We start from the raw sequence: 16,962 nt of genomic DNA, 5'->3' as shown, positions 1-16,962 counted from the left end.
CCCGATAGAGGGATGCTGACCCATGAATTCCACGGAAACGTTCCGCGTGGCCGCCACCACCGACATCCATGCCGATCCCGCCACCGTCTTCGCCTACGTCAGCGACCTCACCCGGGGCGGTGAGTGGAGCCCCGAATGCCTGGGCGGGGAGTGGACCGAAGGAGAACCCGGGGCGGTCGGTTCCGTGTTCACCGCGCGCAACCACCGCGAGCCGGATGTGGTGGCCTGGGCGCCGGTCGTGCGCGGGGACTGGACCACGCAATGCGAGGTCGTGGAATCCACCGCACCCCGCGCGTTCAGCTGGGCCATGCGCACCAAGGACGGACGCGCCCAGGAGAGCGTATGGTCGTTCACGGTCGAGCCGACGGCGGGCGGAGCCACGCTCACCCACGCCTTCTGGATGGGCGAACTGACCGAAGGCATGCGGGGAATTCTCCACGGCCTGAGCGACGCCGAGGTGAAGAAGTTCCTCGACGACTGGTCGGACAAGATCGACGGCGATATGCGGACCTCGCTCGCCCGTATCAAAGCCGCACTCGAAACCGCCTCCTGACGGCGAGGGGTGACGCCCACCGTGATTCTGCAACGCATCGGGAACAGAGGTCTGTTCCTGGGCTCCTTCTTCGACGGCGCAGCCAGGAAGAGCCCGTACCAGAAAATCACCCTCGACCACGAACTCGACATCGCGCCGGAGCTGGGCAGCGACCTCACCGTCTACGCCTGCGCGAATCTCGTCGCCGAAATGGCGTCCGCGCTGCGTGATCTGCGGGTGCGCCCGGGAGACAAGGTCGCCGTCTACAAGGAGGACGGCTTCGACATCTTCCTGCTCACCTGCGCGGTCGCCCGCGTCGGCGCGGTGCCCGTCGCCCTCTCGCCCAGCCTCGGCGGCGAGGTCGTCGCGGAGCTGCTGAACCGCTGCGACTGGCCGCATCTGATCACCGACGAGAAGAAGCTCCTCGGCGAGCTGCCAACGGGTGTCACCAAGGCGTGCGAGCGGGTCCTCCTGGTGACCGGCGAGGCCGAGGGCACCACCCCGCTGCGGCGGGACCCCGAGGCGCGTCCGCGCCCGTTCACCCGCACCAGGGCCACGCGCCCGGCGCTGCTCACCCACACCTCCGGCACCACCGACGTCCCGAAGCTCGTCGTGCACACCGCCCGGTCGCTGCGCGCCCGCTACCGCCCGCAGGCGCTGGGCGCCCGGCTGCTGATACGCGGCCGCGAAACCCTCGCCGTCCGGGTGTCGTTCGTCCACTCGCGCCTGGTGACCGCGCTCGCCATCGCGCTCAAGCGCGGCTTCCCGATCGTCATCACCAAGGACGCCACGCCCGAGCGGATCGCCGACATCTTCGCCGAGACCAAGCCCGGTGTGCTGGAGGCCCACCCCAACACGTTCGTGGAGTGGGAGCCGCTGGCGGACGATCCGCGCGGTCCGCTGTCCAACGTGGTGGCCCTGAGCAGCACGTTCGACGCGATCCACCCGCGTACCGTAAGGAAGATCCTGGGCGCGTCCCGGCGCCGGCGCCCGTTCCACCTCCAGCTGTACGGCCAGAGCGAGGTCGGGCCCACCGTCGGCCGGGCCACCTCCCGGCGGCGCGCGATGTCCGCCGACGGGCGCTGCGTCGGCTTCCCGTTCCCCGGGATGACGGCGGTCCGGGTGGTCGACCGCGACGGCCGCACCCCGGGGCCCGGCACCCCCGGCTTCATCGAGGTCCGCTCCGACGGCCGGGCGCTCACCTACTTCGGCGAGGACGCCCGCTTCCAGCGGCAGCTGGACGACGGCTGGTGGCGGATGGGCGACGTCGGCTACCGCACCCGCTGGGGCTGTCTGCACGTCTCCGACCGTGAGGTCGACGTCATTCCCGGCTTCGGCAGCGCGCTGGAGGCCGAGGACCTGCTGATGTCGCGGCTCGACAGCCTCCTGGAGGTCGTGGTCGTCCCCGGGGAGGAGGGCGCGCCGACCCCGGTCGTGGTGACCCGGGACGGCGGTCCGCTGGACCTCGTCCAGTGGCGGAAGGCCGCCGCCCAACTGGCCCCGATGCGCCCGCCGGTGCGGCTGAGCCTGGACGAACTGCCGCGCACCGCCACCGCCAAGGTGCGGCGGCTGGAGCTGGCGCGGCTGCTGCGGGAGCGGACCACCGAGCCCGGGCCGGACGCCCGGCCCACCGAAGAGTAGGGGGAAGGTCACCTTGGCGCAGCGAACAGCGCACCGGAAGACACCCGATCACGAGCGCGTGTTCGGCTGGCTGGACGACCCGTCGGACGAGCGCGGGATGCGGTTCCGGCTGGACGACGGCTCCTGGCAGCGGCTCACCTACCGGGAGCTGGCGCGGCGGACCCTGGGCGCGGGCGCCGCGCTCGCGGACGCGGGGGTGCGGCCCGGCGATGTGGTGCCGCTGGTGCTGCCGGGCGGGGAGGACTTCGTCACGCAGTTCTTCGGGCTGCTCGCCATCGGCGCCACCCCGTCCGTGCTGCCCCTGCCGCTCGCCCTGCGCGGGGGCGAGGGCTACCAGAACCAGCTGAAGGCCATCACCGCCCGCATCCATCCGCGCCACGCCATCGCCGACCCGCGCTACCACGACGTGGTCGCCGAGAACGTGGCCCGGCTCGGCGGCGCCACCGAGGTGCTGGCGCCGCTTTACGCCGACCGCCCGGAGGAGGCGCCGCGCGCCTGGGGCGAGCTGGCGGTGCTCCAGTTCACCTCGGGCTCCCGCGGCTCACCGCGCGGGCTGCGCATCTCGATGGCCAACCTGGCCACCAACCTGCGCATGATCCAGGGCTGGATGAACCCGGTGGGCTACGGCGCGGTCACCTGGCTGCCGCTCTACCACGACATGGGGCTGGTCGGCGGGCTGCTGGGCGCGCTGACCCTCCAGGTGGAGCACGCGCTGATGCGGCCCGAGCAGTTCATCCGGGACACCCGCGGCTGGATCGCCGAGTACGGACGCACCCCGTACTCCAACATGTGCATGCCCAACTTCGGCTTCGAGCGGGTGCTCTCGGCGGTCGGTCCCGACGACCTCGAAGGGCTGGACTTCTCCCCGCTGACCGCCGTGGTCAGCGGCGCGGAGCGGATCGACCCCGCGGTGCTGGCCCGCTTCGCCGCGCTGCTCGGCCCGCACGGCTTCGACGTGCGGGCGCTGATGCCCGCGTACGGGCTGGCCGAGGGCACCCTCGCGGTCACCGGGGTGAGCAAGCACCACGCCGCCCGGATGGTGCGGGCCCAGGGCCTGGAGCGGCGGCTGGGGGAGAAGCTGGACGTGAGCGAGGTCGTCGAGCTGACCACCGCGCCCGTCGACGAGCCCTGGACATGGCAGGTCTCCTGCGGTCCGCCGCTTCAGACCGCGCGCGTGGAGATCCTGGACGAGGACGGCGCCCCGCAGCCCGAAGGGGTGCTCGGCGAGATCTACGTCGAGGGCCCCTCGGTCGCCGACGGCTACGCCGACCCGCGCCCCGAGGACCTGGCCAAGCTGCACGACGGCAAGCTCTACACCGGCGACGCCGGATTCCTGCTGGACGGCGAGCTGTATGTGATCGGCCGGCTCGGCGACAGCGTGAAGATCAACGGCCAGAACGTCTTCGTCGAGGACATCGAACTCGAACTCGTCGCCTCCGGGGCCATCTCCCGGCGGTACGCGACCGTCGTCGCCGGGATCACCGGGGGCGAACCGACGGTGCTGGTGGTCACCGAACGCCCGCTGGGCGACCGGCTGGACGACGCGCTGTCCGTCATCTCGTCGTTCACCGGCGACACGGCCCGCGCCCGGGTGCTGTACGTCAAGCGCGGCACCATCCCCCTGACCTCCAGCCGCAAGCCCCGCCGCCGTTCGCTGTGGCTGTCCTACGTGGCGGGTGAACTGAAGGAGCGTAACGACTCGTGAGTGTTGTGGCCGCAACCGTGGAGCAGACCGCACCGGCGGGGCAGACCTCCCGTCTCTTCACGGCCGGACCGTTCGGCGAGCGGGTGGAGGACACCCGTGAGCGCGTCGCGCAGCTGCTGCGCCGGGCCTTCGAACCGGTCGCCGAACAGGCCGAGGCCGAGGGGCTGTTCCCGCGCGACGCGCTGGCCGGACTCGGCCTCGCCGGACTGTTCGAGGAGCGCTGGCGCGGCGCGTCCGCCGCAAACCCGTACGGCGACCCCGGACTCGGCGTGATCATCGCCGAGGAGAGCGGCCGGCTCGGCCGGGCGAGCCTGTCGGTCGGGCTCAGCCTGCACTGCGAGACGGTCCTGTCCGTCCTCACCCGCTTCGGGGATTCGGACCTGCTGGCCGAGTACCGGGCCGGGGCGCTGGAAGGGCGGCTGGTGGGCTGTCTCGGCGCCTCCGAACCGACCGGCGGCTCCGACCTCAACGGGGTGCGCACGGTCGCCCGCAGGACGCCCGGCGGCTGGCGGGTCACCGGCGAGAAGAAGTATCTGTCGCTCGGCCTGGTCTGCGACTTCGCCCTGCTGCTGTGCCGGCTGGACGAGGGCTCGGGGCCGGTCGACGGCAGGCTCGGGCTGTTCGCCGTACCCCGCGACGGGCTCAGCCCCCGCAAACGGCTCGACAAGGCGGGCACCTCCGCGCTGGACACCACCTGGATGGTCATCGACGCCGAGGTGCCCGACGAGGCCCTGGTCGGGCGGCGCGGCGGCGGACTCCTCGGCGCCACCTGGGGGCTGAACCACGAACGGCTCTCCATCGCCGCCCAGGCCGTCGGCGGCGCGGCCCGCGCCATCGGACTGGCCACCGCGCACCTCCAGCGCCGCAAGCAGTTCGGCAAACCGCTGATCGAACAGCAGGCGCTGCGGCTGCGGCTGGCCGAGCTGTCGTCCCGGCTGATCGGCCTGCGTTACGCCGTCTACGCCGCCGCCCAGGGCGTACCCGTCCCCGGCGGGTGCGGCACCCGCGAGATCGCGGCGCTCAAGACCACGGCGGCGCGGTTCGTCGAAGAGGTGATGAGCGAGTGCATGCACCTGTTCGGCGGCCCCGGCTACCTGGAGGACGAGACACCGCTCGCCCGCATGTGGCGCGACTCCCGGCTGGCCCGGCTCGGCGGCGGCACCGACGAGATGATGTGGGAGCTGGTCGCCGGGGGACTGGTGCCCGACATCGCCGCCTACGACGAGGGTGTCGATCTCGGATGAAGCTGCTGCTGACCGGAATCACCGGACAACTCGGCACCGCGGTCGCCGAGATCGCCCCGAGCCGCGGGGTCGAGATCGTGCCGCTGGTGCGCCGTACCCGCCCCGGCCAGGTCCCCTTCGAGCGGCTGTTCCCCTCGCTCGCCACGGCCCGGGTCGGCGGCGATGTGCGCGAACCGCTGTGGGGGCTGTCGGAGGCGGAGCTGGACGAACTGGCCGAGGACGTGGACGCCGTCGTCAACCTCGCCGGGGACACCAACTGGGCGGGCAGCGGCCGCGATCTGTACGCCGTCAACGTGCTGGGCGCCCTGGGCGGCTACGACGTCGCCCGCGAGCTGCAGCGTCGCTCCGGCCGCCGCGTCGTCTACGGATACGCGTCCTCGATCTTCGTCGCGGGCGGCACCCTCGGCCGGATCGCCGAGACCCCGCTCGCCCCCGACCGCCACCGCACCGCGTACGAGCACAGCAAATGGCTGGCCGAACAGGAGCTGACGCGGCGGCACGGCCCCGGCGAGCCCGACGTCCTCATCAGCCGGGTCGCGGCCCTGCTCGGCGACTCGCGGACCGGCGCCACCCGCAAGCGCAACTCGCTGTACCTGCTGGCCGAGCGCTGGGACGAGCTGCCCGGCCGGATCCTGCCCGCCATGCGCGGCGCCCGGGTCGACGTCCTGCCGCGCGACCTGGCGGCGGGCACCCTGCTGGACGCGCTGGCCGGGCTGCACCGCTCCGGTCCGCGCCCCGAGCCCGTCGTCACCCATCTGTCCGCGGGGGAGCGGGCCCCGTCGATCCGCGGTCTGCTGGAGGTGGCGCGCGGCCTCGCGCCGCTGCGCTTCGGCACGTGGCTGCGGCTGGTCCCGGCCTCCGCCGAACAGGTCCTGTGGCTCTCCGCCAACGCCGAACGCTTCCTGCCGCTGTCCCCGGCATGGCGCAACAGCGTCATCGGACTGCGCTACATCGGGCTCGACCGGGTGATGGAACGCGGAAGGCTGGCCGGTCTGGTGGACGGGCCGCTGCCCGAACCCTCCACCGAACAGCTCGCCCGGCTGCTGTTCGACCTCCCGGCGCCGAAGCGCCCCCTGGCCCCCGCCGACAGCGGATTGTCGAGGTTCCTGGCATGAACGATCCCGGCATGAACGTGCTGATCCTGGGTGGCTCCGGATTCCTGGGCACGGCCGTGGCCCAGTGTTGTGAACGCGACGGCGCCACCGTCCGGGTGCTCTCCCGCAGCGGCCGCACCGCCGTCGGCGAGGGCGTCCGCGGCGATGTGCGGATGCCGCGCCTCGGCCTGTCCGCCGCCGATCTGGCCCGGGTGCGGGAGGAGACCACCCATGTGGTGTTCTGCTTCGGCTCGGTGTCCTGGACCTCGGGCCCCGGCGAGGTGCTGGAGACCCACAGCTCCGGGATGCGCTCCGCGCTGGCCTTCCTGCGCGAACTGCCCCGGCTGCGGCAGGCCGTGCACATCTCCTCGCTGCTGGCGCTCGGCCGCGCCAAGGGCCGGATCACCAACCGCGAGCTGTACACCGGCCAGCGCTTCCGCAACTGGTACGAGTACGGCAAGTACTGCGCCGAACGGCTCGTCCGGGACACCGCCCCCGAACTTCCCGTGGGCGTCGTCCGCTTCGGCCCGGTGCTCGGCCCCGACCCGCGCGGCGGACGGCCCGACACCCGGCACGGGCTGCCGATGGTCTTCCCGCATCTGCTCGCCGGATATCCGGTGCACCTGGCCCGGCGCGGGGAGTTTCCCTGCTGGATCACCGACGCCACCTCCGCCGCGCAGATCGTGCTGAAGGCGCTCACCGCGCCCATCGGCCGGTCCACCTGGACCTGGTTCGACCCGGCGTTGCCCACCCTCGGCGAGGTGTTCACCGAGGTGTGCCGCCCCTGGGGCGTGGTGCCGAAGATCGTCGAGGCCGGGCCGCTCGGCCGGCTCACCCGGCTGATCGGCGAACGGGTCGGCACGCCACGGGAGCTGACCGAGTACACCGAGCCCTGGTTCGACCTGGACGTCGATGTCCTCAAGGAGATCCCCGAGCCCTGGCCCGTCCCCGACCCCGACTACCTCGGGGCCACCGGTGAGGCGCTGCGCGGCGGTACGGAGAGGAGGGCCCTCGTATGACCGAGCAGGTCACGGAAGAGTCCACCGGGCGACCCGCGTCCGTCGACACCGACCCGCATCCCTACTTCCGCGTCTATTCGGCGGGCAACTTCGGCGAAGTGGCCCCGCAGCGGCTCTCGCCCATGTCCTGGTCGCTGGTGGGCGACCCGATGGAGCGCGGCACCCGCGCCCTGGCCCGGCGGCTGTGGGGCCGCCCGGCCTGGGCGGAGGGCGGGCACTACGTCTTCGTCGGCTACTTCGGCTGCCGCCCGTACCACAACCTGGCCGCCTACTGCCAGCTGTCCGCCTCCATCCCGGGACTTCAGCCGAGCGACGTCACCGACGCCTACTTCGAGGGCATCGACTCCCCCAAGGAGCTGACCGCGCTGCGCTCCGGCCGGGTCCGCCAGGTCGCGGGCAGCGCCAAACTGCTGGGCGAGCTGCGCGACACCGGGCCGCGGCTGCGCGCCCTGGAGGAGCGGGTCGCCGAGCTGGAGTGGGGGCTGCGCGCCGCGACCACCACGGACAGCCCCATCGCGCTGGCCGGGGTGGAGCGCGACGCGCTGCCCGTCCTCGAGGAGGCCTGGGCGGTGCACATCCTGACCACCTCCGGGCTGGTGCCGGTCCGCGCGCTCCAGCGGCGCGTCTACGGCAAGCTGCTGCGGCACGGCAAGGAGATCGCGCACTGGCTCACCCGCCCGCGCGAACTGGTCTGGGACCGGCTGCACACGGCGGCGTCCACCCTGGACCCGTTCGGCCCCGGCGACTTCCTGGCCTCCTCCTTCTACGAGGTCGCCGACGGGCAGGCGCCCTGGCAGGACTACGCGGTGCGGCACAAGCAGGTGGCGGGCGGCAGCGGCGAGACGTCCGTGGCGCCGATCGACCCGGCCGAGGCGCTGGCCGGGATGGTCTCGCCCTGGCGCAGCCGCACCGTACGGTCGCTGGCGGTCGCCGTCGGCGAGATGATGGCCGGGCGTGAGCACTCCAAGTCCCTGGCGATGCGCACCCTGCACGTCTACCGCCGGCTGCTGCCCGCGCTGGCGGGGCAACTCGGCGGCGACGCCGATCTGTGGCCGTATCTGACGATCCGGGAGTTCACCGAGCTGGCCACCCGGCCGGGGCTGATCGAGCGGGCCCGGCCGCGGATCGAGGCCTGCCGGGCCGCTCTCGCCACCCCGATGCCCGAACACCTCGACCTCACCGGCGACGACGGCGTGATCCGCCCCTGGCTGAGCCAGACGCCCCAGGGGCTGCGCGGGGTGGCGCCCGGCATCGGCACCGGCACGGTGATGACCCCCGAGGGCGATCTGCCCGACGAACCCGTGATCATCGTCTGCTCGTCCGCCGACGCGGACATCGCCCCCCTGCTGCCCTTCGCCGAGGGCGTGCTGAGCGAGCGCGGCAGCGATCTGTCGCACATCGCGATCCTCTCCCGCGAGTACGGGATTCCGTGCGTCGTGGGCTATCCCGGCGCGGCCTCGCTGCCTGCGGGCACGGCCGTCTCCATCAACGGCAGTACCGGAGAGGTGAACATCCTTGACCATTCCTGACTCCGCGCAGACCGCACGGACATCGGTCGATCCCGAGACCCTGACCGCCCTGGAAGAGGTCTACGCCCAGGTCAAGCGGGTCCAGCGGGATCTGCGGCCGACCGACCGCATCATCCAGGACCTGGAGGTCGACTCGCTGGCCACCCTGGAGATCCTGCTGGCCCTGGAGGAACGCTTCGGCGTGGCGCTGGTCGACAACCCCAAGGCAGCCACCCTCACGACGGTCGGCGACCTCGTCGGACTCCTCGACGAACTGCGCGCCGACGCCACCACGACATGACGACGGGAGAGACCGTGCTTCCCGACACCGCCGCCTTCGACGTCCTGCACACCCTGGTCATCAAGGGCATGGCGACCGCCGACCCCCTGGTGGCGGGCGCCGGGCACGACCGCGGGCGCGTCCTCGCCGAACTGGAGAAGCTGCGGGCCGACGGGCTCGCCACCCATATGGAACGGCGCGGACTGTGGCGCATCACGGCCGAGGGCCGCGAGCGGCACGCCGCGCTGATCGCCGACGACCTGGCGGGCGACGCCCGGGACCGGCTGCGACCGGGATACGAGCGCTTCCTGCCGGTGAACGACCGGTTCAAGGAGCTGTGCACCCGCTGGCAGCTCCGCGACGGTGCCACCAACGACCACACCAACGCGGCGTACGACCGGGCGCGGGTGGCCGAACTCGGCGCCGTGCACGACGAGGCCGTGGAGGTGATCGGCGGGCTCGCCGCCGTACGCCCCCGCTTCGGGGCCTACGCCGACGGGCTCACCGGTGCCCTGGCCCGCCTGCGCGACGGCGACCACAAGGCGTTCACCGGCGTCCTGTGCGACTCGTACCACGACGTCTGGATGGAGCTGCACCGCGATCTGCTGCTGTCGCTGGGGATCGAGCGGGAGGCCGAGGAGCGGGCGGGGACACCACGGTGAGCGGCGCGGACACCCGGGCGAGCGGCGCGGACACCGTGCTGCGGCTGACCGGCGGGCTCGGCGACGGCGACCGGAGCGCGGTCGGCGGCAAGGCCGTGGGGCTCGCCGCGCTGCTGCGCGCCGGGGTGACCGTCCCCGACACCTGGGTGGTGCCGGTCGGCGCCGAACCCGCCGCCGACGGCCTCGCCCGGCTCGCGGCGGTCGCCCCGCGCTGGGCGGTGCGCAGCTCGGCCACGGTCGAGGACGGGGCGGCGCTCAGCTACGCGGGCATGTTCCGCAGCGAACTCGACGTCCCCGCCGACCGGTTGGCCGCGGCCATCGCCGCCGTACGGGACTCCGCGCGCAGCGGCCGGGTCGCCGCGTACCGGGCGCGCACCGCCTCCGGCCCGCTGCCGGAGGTCGGGATGGCGGTGCTGCTGCAGCCGTTCCGTACGCCGGCGCGCAGCGGGCTGTGGCTGGGCCGCGGCCCCGGCCGGGGGCGGCTGGAGTGGGTGCACGGCAGCGGCGACGCCCTGGTCTCCGGCGCCGTCACCCCCGCCTGGGAGGAGTGGACGCCCGAGGGGCCCGCCGGGGGATCGGAGCCGGAACCGCTCACCGACGGCGGCCGGCCGGTCGGCGGGGCGTGCGTCGCCGTGCAGGACGCCCTCGGCATGCCCGCCGACCTGGAGTTCGCCCTGCTCGAAGACGGGCTGGTGTGGCTGCAGTTCCGGCCGATGACCACCGCGCTGGGCGAGTCGCCCGGGCCCGCCGCCGGGAGGGACGAGAAGGTCGTCCACGGCATCGCGGCCTCCGCCGGGGCGGCCACCGCCCCGGCGCTGCGGCTGCGGGACATCGACGACCCCCGCTGGGAGCCGGGCGCGGTGCTGCTCGCCGAGCGGACCGACCCGGACTGGGTCCCGCTGATGGCGGAGGCCGCCGCCCTGGTCACCGCCGAGGGCGGCATGCTGTGCCACGCCGCCATCGTCGCCCGCGAACTCGGGGTGCCCTGTGTGACCGGGGTCGGCGCGGCGGCGCTGGAGCGGCTGTCCGCGGGCGGCCCGGTGGCGGTCGACGGCTCGGCGGGGACGGTGGCGATCCTGTGACCCCGGTACGCGAGGAACTGGCCGATCTCGCCGATGAGCAGCGGGAGTTCGGCGCCCTGGTGCGGTCGCTCGACGACACCGACTTCGGCCGTGACTCGGCGGCGGACGGCTGGACCGTGGCCGACCAGGTGTCCCATCTGGCCGACACCGAGGAGGTCGCCCGCGACACCCTGGCGGGCGGCCCGCGCGCGTTCGCCGCCGCCGTTCCCGCGTATCCGACCGCCGAGGACTTCACCGCCGCCGGATGCCGCCGGGGCGACGGGCTGTCGCCCGGGGATCTCACCGCCTGGTGGGACCGCGCCGGTACGGCCACCCGCCGGCTGCTGGCGGAACGCGCCCCCGGCGACCGGGTGGCCTGGGGCTTCGGCATGACCACGGAGGTGTTCGCCACCGCCCGGCTCATGGAGCACTGGGCGCACGGCCTGGACATCCGCGACGCGCTGGGGCTCGCCGTGCCCGAGACGCCCCGGCTGCGCCACATCGCCGCGCTCGGCCACGCCACCTTGCGCTACGCCCTGGCCCGCGCCCGGGTGCGGTCGCCGGCGGGTCGCACCCTGCGGCTGGAACTGACGGCGGGCGACGGCACCGGCTACGCGTACGGGCCCGAGGACGCGACCGATGTGCTGCGCGGCCCGCTGCTGGCGTGGTGCCGGGCCGCGACCCGGCGCACCCGGGGCGCCCCGGCGGGGCGGCTGACGGCCGACGGGGACCTCGCCGAACTCGCGCTGCGGCACGCGCGGGCCTATCTGTGAAAACGAGTCAGGAAGGTAGTGTGACCTGATGGTCAAGGTGGAGAAAGAACAGTCAATCGCCTGTACACCGGAAGCCTTCCTCGACTTCGTGATGGACATCGAACGCTACGTCGAAGTCGATGACAAGGTCGGACCGATCTCCTGGGTACGCAGGAGCGGAAACCTCACCGAGTTCAAATTCCAGCCCAAGCTGCCCGGACTTCCCCTTCCGGAGCCGAAAGCCGTGGCCCAGATGCGGCTCACCCCGGGCTCGTGCATCGACATCCGGCTGGCGCCCCTTCCGCTGAACAAGTTCAATCACCGGATGGCCGAATTCAGCGCCCGGTTCTCCTGTGTGCCGGTGGACGGCGGCATCCGGGCCACCCGCATGATTTCCTTCTCGTTCAACCCGGCCACCCGCTGGATGCTCGATCCGGTCCTGCGGCGCACTCTCCCCGGGTCGGTCGAGCGGGAACTGCGGCTGACCAAGCAGATTCTGGAACGGGCCGCGAGCGGCTAAGGGCTGTCCCGCAATCCCCAGTGGATCAGCGAGCGGCGTCAGATGCGGTCAATCGCAAGGCGGAGGGTCGTCCTCGTACCGGGTCGTACTCGGGCGATCCCGACAACGCAGCGAGTGGCCGTAGCTGGCGTCGGGAGCCCGCTGGGGATTGCGGGACAGCCCTTGGCCTCCCGGTCCACGTACGACAGGGGGAAACCCATGGCGATATCGGCGGACGACGATACTCCGGCCACGGCCGGGGAACAGCACGCGCATGTCATCGTGATCGGCGCGGGTTTATCGGGAATCGCCGCCGCGGTCAAACTGCGACGCGGCGGCATCACCGACTTCCTGGTCCTGGAGAAGGCCGACCGGGTCGGCGGGACATGGCGGGAGAACACGTATCCGGGATGCGCCGTCGACATCCCCTCGCCGGTCTATTCCTTCTCCTTCCGCCCCAACCCGGGCTGGAGCAGGAATTTCGTCGGCCAGCCCGAGCTGCTGTCCTACATCGAGGACACGGTGGAGACATTCCGCCTCGCCCCGGCGCTGCGCTTCGGCACCGAACTGCTGGAGGCCGCCTGGTCCGTGGACCGCCGCCGCTGGATCCTCGACACCAGCCGGGGACGCTACGTCGCCCAGCACGTCATCTTCGCCTCCGGTCTGCTCCATGAGCCGGCCACGCCCTCCCTGCCCGGCCTGGACGGATTCCCCGGCGAGACCTTCCACTCGGCCCGCTGGAACCACGACGTGGACCTCACCGGCAAGCGGGTCGCCGTCATCGGCACCGGCTGCTCGGGCATCCAGATCGTGCCGGAGATCCAGCCGCGGGTGCGGCAGCTGTACGTCTTCCAGCGCACCGCCGCCTGGGTGTTGCCCCGGCCGGACTTCCGCGTTCCCCAACCCGTGCGGCGGCTCTTCCGGCACGTGCCCGTCACCCAGCGGCTGTTCCGCGGCGTCTGCGACGGCTTCCTGAAGACGCTCGCCCTGGTCATGCGCCGCGCGCGCTTCGCCCGGCTGCTCACCCCGGTCGGCAAGGGCACCCTCAGGCGCCAGGTGCCCGACCCCGAGCTGCGGGCCCGGCTGACACCGGACTTCACCATCGGCTGCAAGCGGCTGCTGCTGTCGAGCGCCTACCTCCCGGCCATGTCCCGGCCCAACGTCCGGCTCGTGCCGCACGCCCTCGCCGGGGCCAGCGGCAGCGAGCTGATCGCGGCGAACGGCGACCGGGTGGAGGCGGACGTGATCGTGTTCGCCTCGGGCTTCGAGATGCGGCATCCGCCGATCGCGTCACGCATCCGGGGGCGTGACGGCCGGCTGCTGTCCGAGACCTGGAAGACGAAGAGCCCCGAGGCCTACCGGGCCACCACCCTGCCCGCCCTGCCCAACGCCTATCTGCTGCTCGGCCCGAACATCGTGATGTACAACTCGCTGCTCGCCCTCGCCGAGGCCCAGCTCGACTACATCGTGGACGCGATACGTACCGCACGCGCCCGGGGCATCGACGCCCTGGAGATCCGGCCCGAGCCGTTCCGCTCGTTCAACGACGAGGTGCAGCGCGGCCTCGCCTCGACCGTCTACAACACCGGCGGATGCAGCAGCGTCTATCTCGACGAAAAGGGCAAGAACTTCGTCACCTGGCCATGGTCCACCAAAAGGCTGCGCAACGACCTGGCCCGCTTCGACATCGAGAATTACGCGACGACCCCTGCGGAGCGCTGAATGTACGACTACACCCAGCCCCTGAGCCGGAGCGAGGCGAGCCGGGCCAAAGTGCGGCAGCGGACCGATATCGACGTGGGCGGCACACGATGGGCCCTGCTGCCGGATGTGTTCTCCCCGGCGGACTCCAAGTCCAGCCTGGCCCATCTGTCCCTGCTGCGATTCCCCGTCGGCGGCACGTTCCTCGAAATCGGCTCCGGCATCGGGCTGATCGCCGTCCAGGCCGCTCTCGCGGGCTGCCGTTCGGTATATGCCACCGATCTCAATCCGGCGGCGGTCAAGAACACCGAACTCAACGCCGAGCGCTTCGGCGTCGCGGACCGGGTCACCTGCGTCCACAGCGATCTGTTCAACGCGCTTCACGACGCACCCGCGTTCGACGTGGTCTACTGGCACTCCAACAATGTGTGGGCGCCGCCGGAACTCGACCTCACCGCGCACGAGCTGGCCTATGTCGACCCCGGATACGAGGCACACCAGCGGTATTTCCGCGAGGCGAGGAATCACCTCGCGCCCGGGGGCCGGGTGCTGATCGCGCTGAGCAGCCGGGCCGGCCGCGCCGAATTGGACGAGCTGGCGGCGGCCGAGGAACAGCGGCTGATCAGCCTCGACTCCACCACCGTGGACGAGCCGGAAGGCCCCGTGGTCTACGAACTGCTGGAACTCGTCACGCGGTGACCAGGTCATCCGGAAACCCGGCCCATTCCGAGAAGAGGCCCACCCTTGATCTTCGACAAGCTGCTGAGTCTGCCCAGTGACGCCGAACCCTGGATCGTCGACCACCAGCCGATCGCCGTCACCTCCGAGGACGAGAAGGTACGGCCCGGCGATGTCGCCGACGCCGCCGCCCGTGGCGCGACCGCGCTGCGGTCCCACGGCGTCGAGCCGGGGCGGCGGTGCGTCGTCTGGCTGGAGTCCCCGACCGACATCATCATCGCCTACGCGGCCATCACCGCCCTCGACGCCGTGCCCATCCTGATGAGCCCGACCCTCTCCGGCCCGGACGTCGCCTCCATGGTGGGAAACGTCTCCGGCATCACCGCCGTCATCTCCACCGACGACCGGCTCGCGACGAGCGAGAAGACCTTCCCCGACATCGGCACGTTCATCGACTGGCGCGACATCGCCGCCGAACTCCCCGACCACAAGCGGATATCCCGGCCCCGCGAGGTCGCCTCCGACGCCCCGTACGTCGTCGTCCACACCTCCGGCACCACCGGCACCCCCAAGCTGGCCGAATGCTCCAGCGCCAGCATCCGGTTCAACGCCCGCGTCCAGGCCGTCATCCACTGGCTGTCCCGGCTGGACGGCCATCTCGCGCTCGTCATCTCACCCGTGCACGGCCGGACCGTGGTCGGCATCCTCGCCGCCCTCATGCGCAAGGCGCCGCTGCTGCTCCTGGAGGACGACTCCCCGGAAAACGTGGACCGGATGCTCAAACGGCACCGCCCCAGCTATCTGGAGACCCACCCCAACACCTTCCGCGCCTGGCAGCACCTCGCGCCCGGCGGCGCGTTCCGTTCGGTCCGCTTCTTCGGCGCCGGATTCGACGTCATCCACCCCGACACGGTCAGCGCCCTGCTGAAGGGCTCGGACCACCGCTTCGCCGTCTGCGTGGAGGTCTACGGGCAGAACGAGACCGGGCCCATCGCCATCCGCAGCCACCTCAAGGGCACCCAGAAGCCGCTGCGAGCCCTGCGCCGGCTACGCCGGGCCACGCTGCTGCGCGGCCACCCGGCCGGGTTCCACTTCCCGTTCTGCCGGGTCCGCATCGTCGACGACTCGGGGCGGCCCGTACCGGCCGGCACCCCCGGGCGCATGGTGGTGCGCACCCCCGGAGTCTTCTCCGGTTACATCAACCGGCCCGATCTGACGTCCAAGAACTACCCCGACAAGCGCTGGTGGGACACCGGCGACTGGGGCACCAAATCCCGCACCGGACGCATCACCCTGATCGACCGCCAGGTCGACAAGGTCTCCGGATCGGTCAGCGGCATCGGCATCGAGGACATCCTGCTGGAGAAGTTCCCCGAATTCCTCGAACTCGTCGTCCTGGAGATGGACGGCACCCTCCAGCCCGTCCTCTCCCTGCGCCCCGGCGCCGCGTTCCGGCGCAGGGCCTGGGAATCGGCGTCCCACGGGCTCGCCCCGATGGCCGAGCCCGTGGTCATCCCCGACAGCGCATTCCCCCGCACCGTCACCGGAAAGATCAAACGGGAGCAGCTGAAGCAATCGCTGGCCGCACAGCGCCTTTCCGCCGGCGTCTGAGGGAGGGGTTTCACATGACCGCCACCAGCGCGCCCGGCACCACCAAGACACCGGTCGCCACCAAACTCATCGGCTACGTCCAGCTCGGCAAGGTCCGGATCTACCACCATGCCTACGGCTGGATCCTCGCCCTGCTCCTGCTGCGCCTGGACGGCCGGGTCGGCGGCGACACGGCGGCCGCGCTCGCCCTGACCCTGCTCATGGTGTGCGCCACCCAATGGAGCGGAGGCGCCGCCGATGACCTCGGCGGCTTCCGGGACGGCAGCGACGCCCGCAACTACGCGGGCCGCCCCGCCTCCACCGTCGCCAAGAAGCCGCTGCTCACCGGGGTGCTGACGGAAGGGGAGGCGGTCCGGTTCGGCGTCGTGATGTGGCTGGTCGCGATCGCCGCCGGGCTCGGGGCCGTGGCCAGCCTGGACGGCACGGCGCCGCTTGCCGCCGTCCTGGTGATGCTCGTGGGGCAGATCGCCTCGGTCCAGTATTCGACCGGACTGAAACTCAGCTATCTGCCCGGCGGCCTGGAAGCCACCATCTTCTACGTCATCGGCTGTATCGGCCTGGTGCCGTACTGGCTGATCGCGGGCCACGTCACCACCGAATCCCTCATCACCAGCGCACTGGTCGGACTGTGGTTCCTGCTGATCGTGTCCTACGGGAACGCGTCCGACAAAGAAGGCGACTCCGAGGTCTCCCGCTACACCATGGCGGTCCTTCTCCCGCCCAAGGGATTCAAGGTATTCCTCACCCTGCTCTTCGCCGCCAGCGTCACCCTGCTGACCCTGCTGTTCACCACCACCCGATTCGACCCGCTGCTCGGGCTGACCGCCGTGCCCGTCGTCGTGCTCCACGCCGTACAGCTCTATTACGGTGCCGGAAAGGAAGAGTGGCGAAAGGCGCGTTTCATCGGACTCAGCTCCGTCGATCTGGGATGTCTGGGACTGGCGCTCGCTTTCGTTCTCGCATGACCGCTCGGAG

At 72.0% G+C, this 16,962-nt stretch carries 16 protein-coding genes; all 16 read left to right on the top strand.

Annotated elements, in window-relative coordinates; genetic code table 11:
- Positions 1-22: 22 nt before the first annotated feature.
- Positions 23-553, top strand: coding sequence for an SRPBCC family protein (locus ASC60_RS10005; protein ID WP_055549087.1), 531 nt, complete (start codon positions 23-25; stop codon positions 551-553).
- 21 nt (positions 554-574) lie between these two features.
- Entirely contained in the window at positions 575-2,173 is a 1,599-nt protein-coding gene (locus ASC60_RS10000; protein WP_055549976.1) for a class I adenylate-forming enzyme family protein, read from the top strand.
- A 13-nt stretch (positions 2,174-2,186) separates the two neighbouring features.
- Positions 2,187-3,878: an AMP-binding protein gene (locus ASC60_RS09995; protein ID WP_159043231.1), complete on the top strand. Its 1,692-nt coding sequence runs from the start codon at positions 2,187-2,189 to the stop codon at positions 3,876-3,878.
- Positions 3,875-5,122: an acyl-CoA dehydrogenase family protein gene (locus ASC60_RS09990; RefSeq protein ID WP_055549084.1), complete on the top strand. Its 1,248-nt coding sequence runs from the start codon at positions 3,875-3,877 to the stop codon at positions 5,120-5,122. The genes ASC60_RS09995 and ASC60_RS09990 overlap by 4 nt, the downstream gene beginning before the upstream one ends.
- Entirely contained in the window at positions 5,119-6,237 is a 1,119-nt protein-coding gene (locus ASC60_RS09985; protein WP_055549082.1) for an SDR family oxidoreductase, read from the top strand. Before ASC60_RS09990 ends, ASC60_RS09985 begins: the two co-directional genes overlap by 4 nt.
- Complete coding sequence (locus ASC60_RS09980; RefSeq protein ID WP_055549080.1) at positions 6,234-7,235, top strand: SDR family oxidoreductase; 1,002 nt, start codon at positions 6,234-6,236, stop codon at positions 7,233-7,235. Before ASC60_RS09985 ends, ASC60_RS09980 begins: the two co-directional genes overlap by 4 nt.
- Complete coding sequence (locus tag ASC60_RS09975) at positions 7,232-8,764, top strand: PEP-utilizing enzyme (RefSeq protein ID WP_055549078.1); 1,533 nt, start codon at positions 7,232-7,234, stop codon at positions 8,762-8,764. The genes ASC60_RS09980 and ASC60_RS09975 overlap by 4 nt, the downstream gene beginning before the upstream one ends.
- Positions 8,751-9,044, top strand: coding sequence for an acyl carrier protein (locus ASC60_RS09970; protein ID WP_055549076.1), 294 nt, complete (start codon positions 8,751-8,753; stop codon positions 9,042-9,044). The genes ASC60_RS09975 and ASC60_RS09970 overlap by 14 nt, the downstream gene beginning before the upstream one ends.
- Positions 9,041-9,685, top strand: coding sequence for a hypothetical protein (locus ASC60_RS40680; RefSeq protein ID WP_055549074.1), 645 nt, complete (start codon positions 9,041-9,043; stop codon positions 9,683-9,685). The genes ASC60_RS09970 and ASC60_RS40680 overlap by 4 nt, the downstream gene beginning before the upstream one ends.
- Positions 9,682-10,767: a PEP-utilizing enzyme gene (locus ASC60_RS09960; RefSeq protein WP_055549072.1), complete on the top strand. Its 1,086-nt coding sequence runs from the start codon at positions 9,682-9,684 to the stop codon at positions 10,765-10,767. Before ASC60_RS40680 ends, ASC60_RS09960 begins: the two co-directional genes overlap by 4 nt.
- Positions 10,764-11,519 carry a maleylpyruvate isomerase family mycothiol-dependent enzyme gene (locus ASC60_RS09955; RefSeq protein WP_055549070.1) on the top strand — a complete coding sequence of 252 codons (756 nt, stop codon included), beginning with the start codon at positions 10,764-10,766 and terminating at the stop codon, positions 11,517-11,519. Before ASC60_RS09960 ends, ASC60_RS09955 begins: the two co-directional genes overlap by 4 nt.
- A gap of 28 nt (positions 11,520-11,547) precedes the next feature.
- Positions 11,548-12,018, top strand: coding sequence for an SRPBCC family protein (locus ASC60_RS09950; RefSeq protein WP_055549068.1), 471 nt, complete (start codon positions 11,548-11,550; stop codon positions 12,016-12,018).
- A 198-nt stretch (positions 12,019-12,216) separates the two neighbouring features.
- Positions 12,217-13,719: an NAD(P)/FAD-dependent oxidoreductase gene (locus ASC60_RS09945; protein ID WP_055549066.1), complete on the top strand. Its 1,503-nt coding sequence runs from the start codon at positions 12,217-12,219 to the stop codon at positions 13,717-13,719.
- Entirely contained in the window at positions 13,720-14,397 is a 678-nt protein-coding gene (locus ASC60_RS09940) for a methyltransferase (protein WP_055549064.1), read from the top strand.
- A 45-nt stretch (positions 14,398-14,442) separates the two neighbouring features.
- Positions 14,443-15,987, top strand: a complete 1,545-nt coding sequence (locus ASC60_RS09935; protein WP_055549063.1) for a class I adenylate-forming enzyme family protein — start codon at positions 14,443-14,445, stop codon at positions 15,985-15,987.
- 14 nt (positions 15,988-16,001) lie between these two features.
- Entirely contained in the window at positions 16,002-16,952 is a 951-nt protein-coding gene (locus tag ASC60_RS09930) for a UbiA family prenyltransferase (RefSeq protein ID WP_055549061.1), read from the top strand.
- Positions 16,953-16,962 lie beyond the last annotated feature (10 nt).

The sequence above is a fragment of the Streptomyces sp. NBRC 110028 genome, from assembly GCF_001417735.1.
Lineage (GTDB): Bacteria > Actinomycetota > Actinomycetes > Streptomycetales > Streptomycetaceae > Streptomyces.
Note: the sequence above shows the minus strand (reverse complement) of the source record. Positions and strands in the feature narration are given on the sequence as shown.

What these genes read in the sequence shown, in the direction of transcription:
- ASC60_RS09940 (WP_055549064.1), top strand. Translation starts at nt 13,720, where the DNA reads ATGTACGACTACACCCAGCCCCTGAGCCGGAGCGAGGCGAGCCGGGCC.
- ASC60_RS10005 (WP_055549087.1), top strand. Translation starts at nt 23, where the DNA reads ATGAATTCCACGGAAACGTTCCGCGTGGCCGCCACCACCGACATCCAT.
- ASC60_RS09985 (WP_055549082.1), top strand. Translation starts at nt 5,119, where the DNA reads ATGAAGCTGCTGCTGACCGGAATCACCGGACAACTCGGCACCGCGGTC.
- ASC60_RS40680 (WP_055549074.1), top strand. Translation starts at nt 9,041, where the DNA reads ATGACGACGGGAGAGACCGTGCTTCCCGACACCGCCGCCTTCGACGTC.
- ASC60_RS09980 (WP_055549080.1), top strand. Translation starts at nt 6,234, where the DNA reads ATGAACGATCCCGGCATGAACGTGCTGATCCTGGGTGGCTCCGGATTC.
- ASC60_RS09930 (WP_055549061.1), top strand. Translation starts at nt 16,002, where the DNA reads ATGACCGCCACCAGCGCGCCCGGCACCACCAAGACACCGGTCGCCACC.
- ASC60_RS09950 (WP_055549068.1), top strand. Translation starts at nt 11,548, where the DNA reads ATGGTCAAGGTGGAGAAAGAACAGTCAATCGCCTGTACACCGGAAGCC.
- ASC60_RS09945 (WP_055549066.1), top strand. Translation starts at nt 12,217, where the DNA reads ATGGCGATATCGGCGGACGACGATACTCCGGCCACGGCCGGGGAACAG.
- ASC60_RS09975 (WP_055549078.1), top strand. Translation starts at nt 7,232, where the DNA reads ATGACCGAGCAGGTCACGGAAGAGTCCACCGGGCGACCCGCGTCCGTC.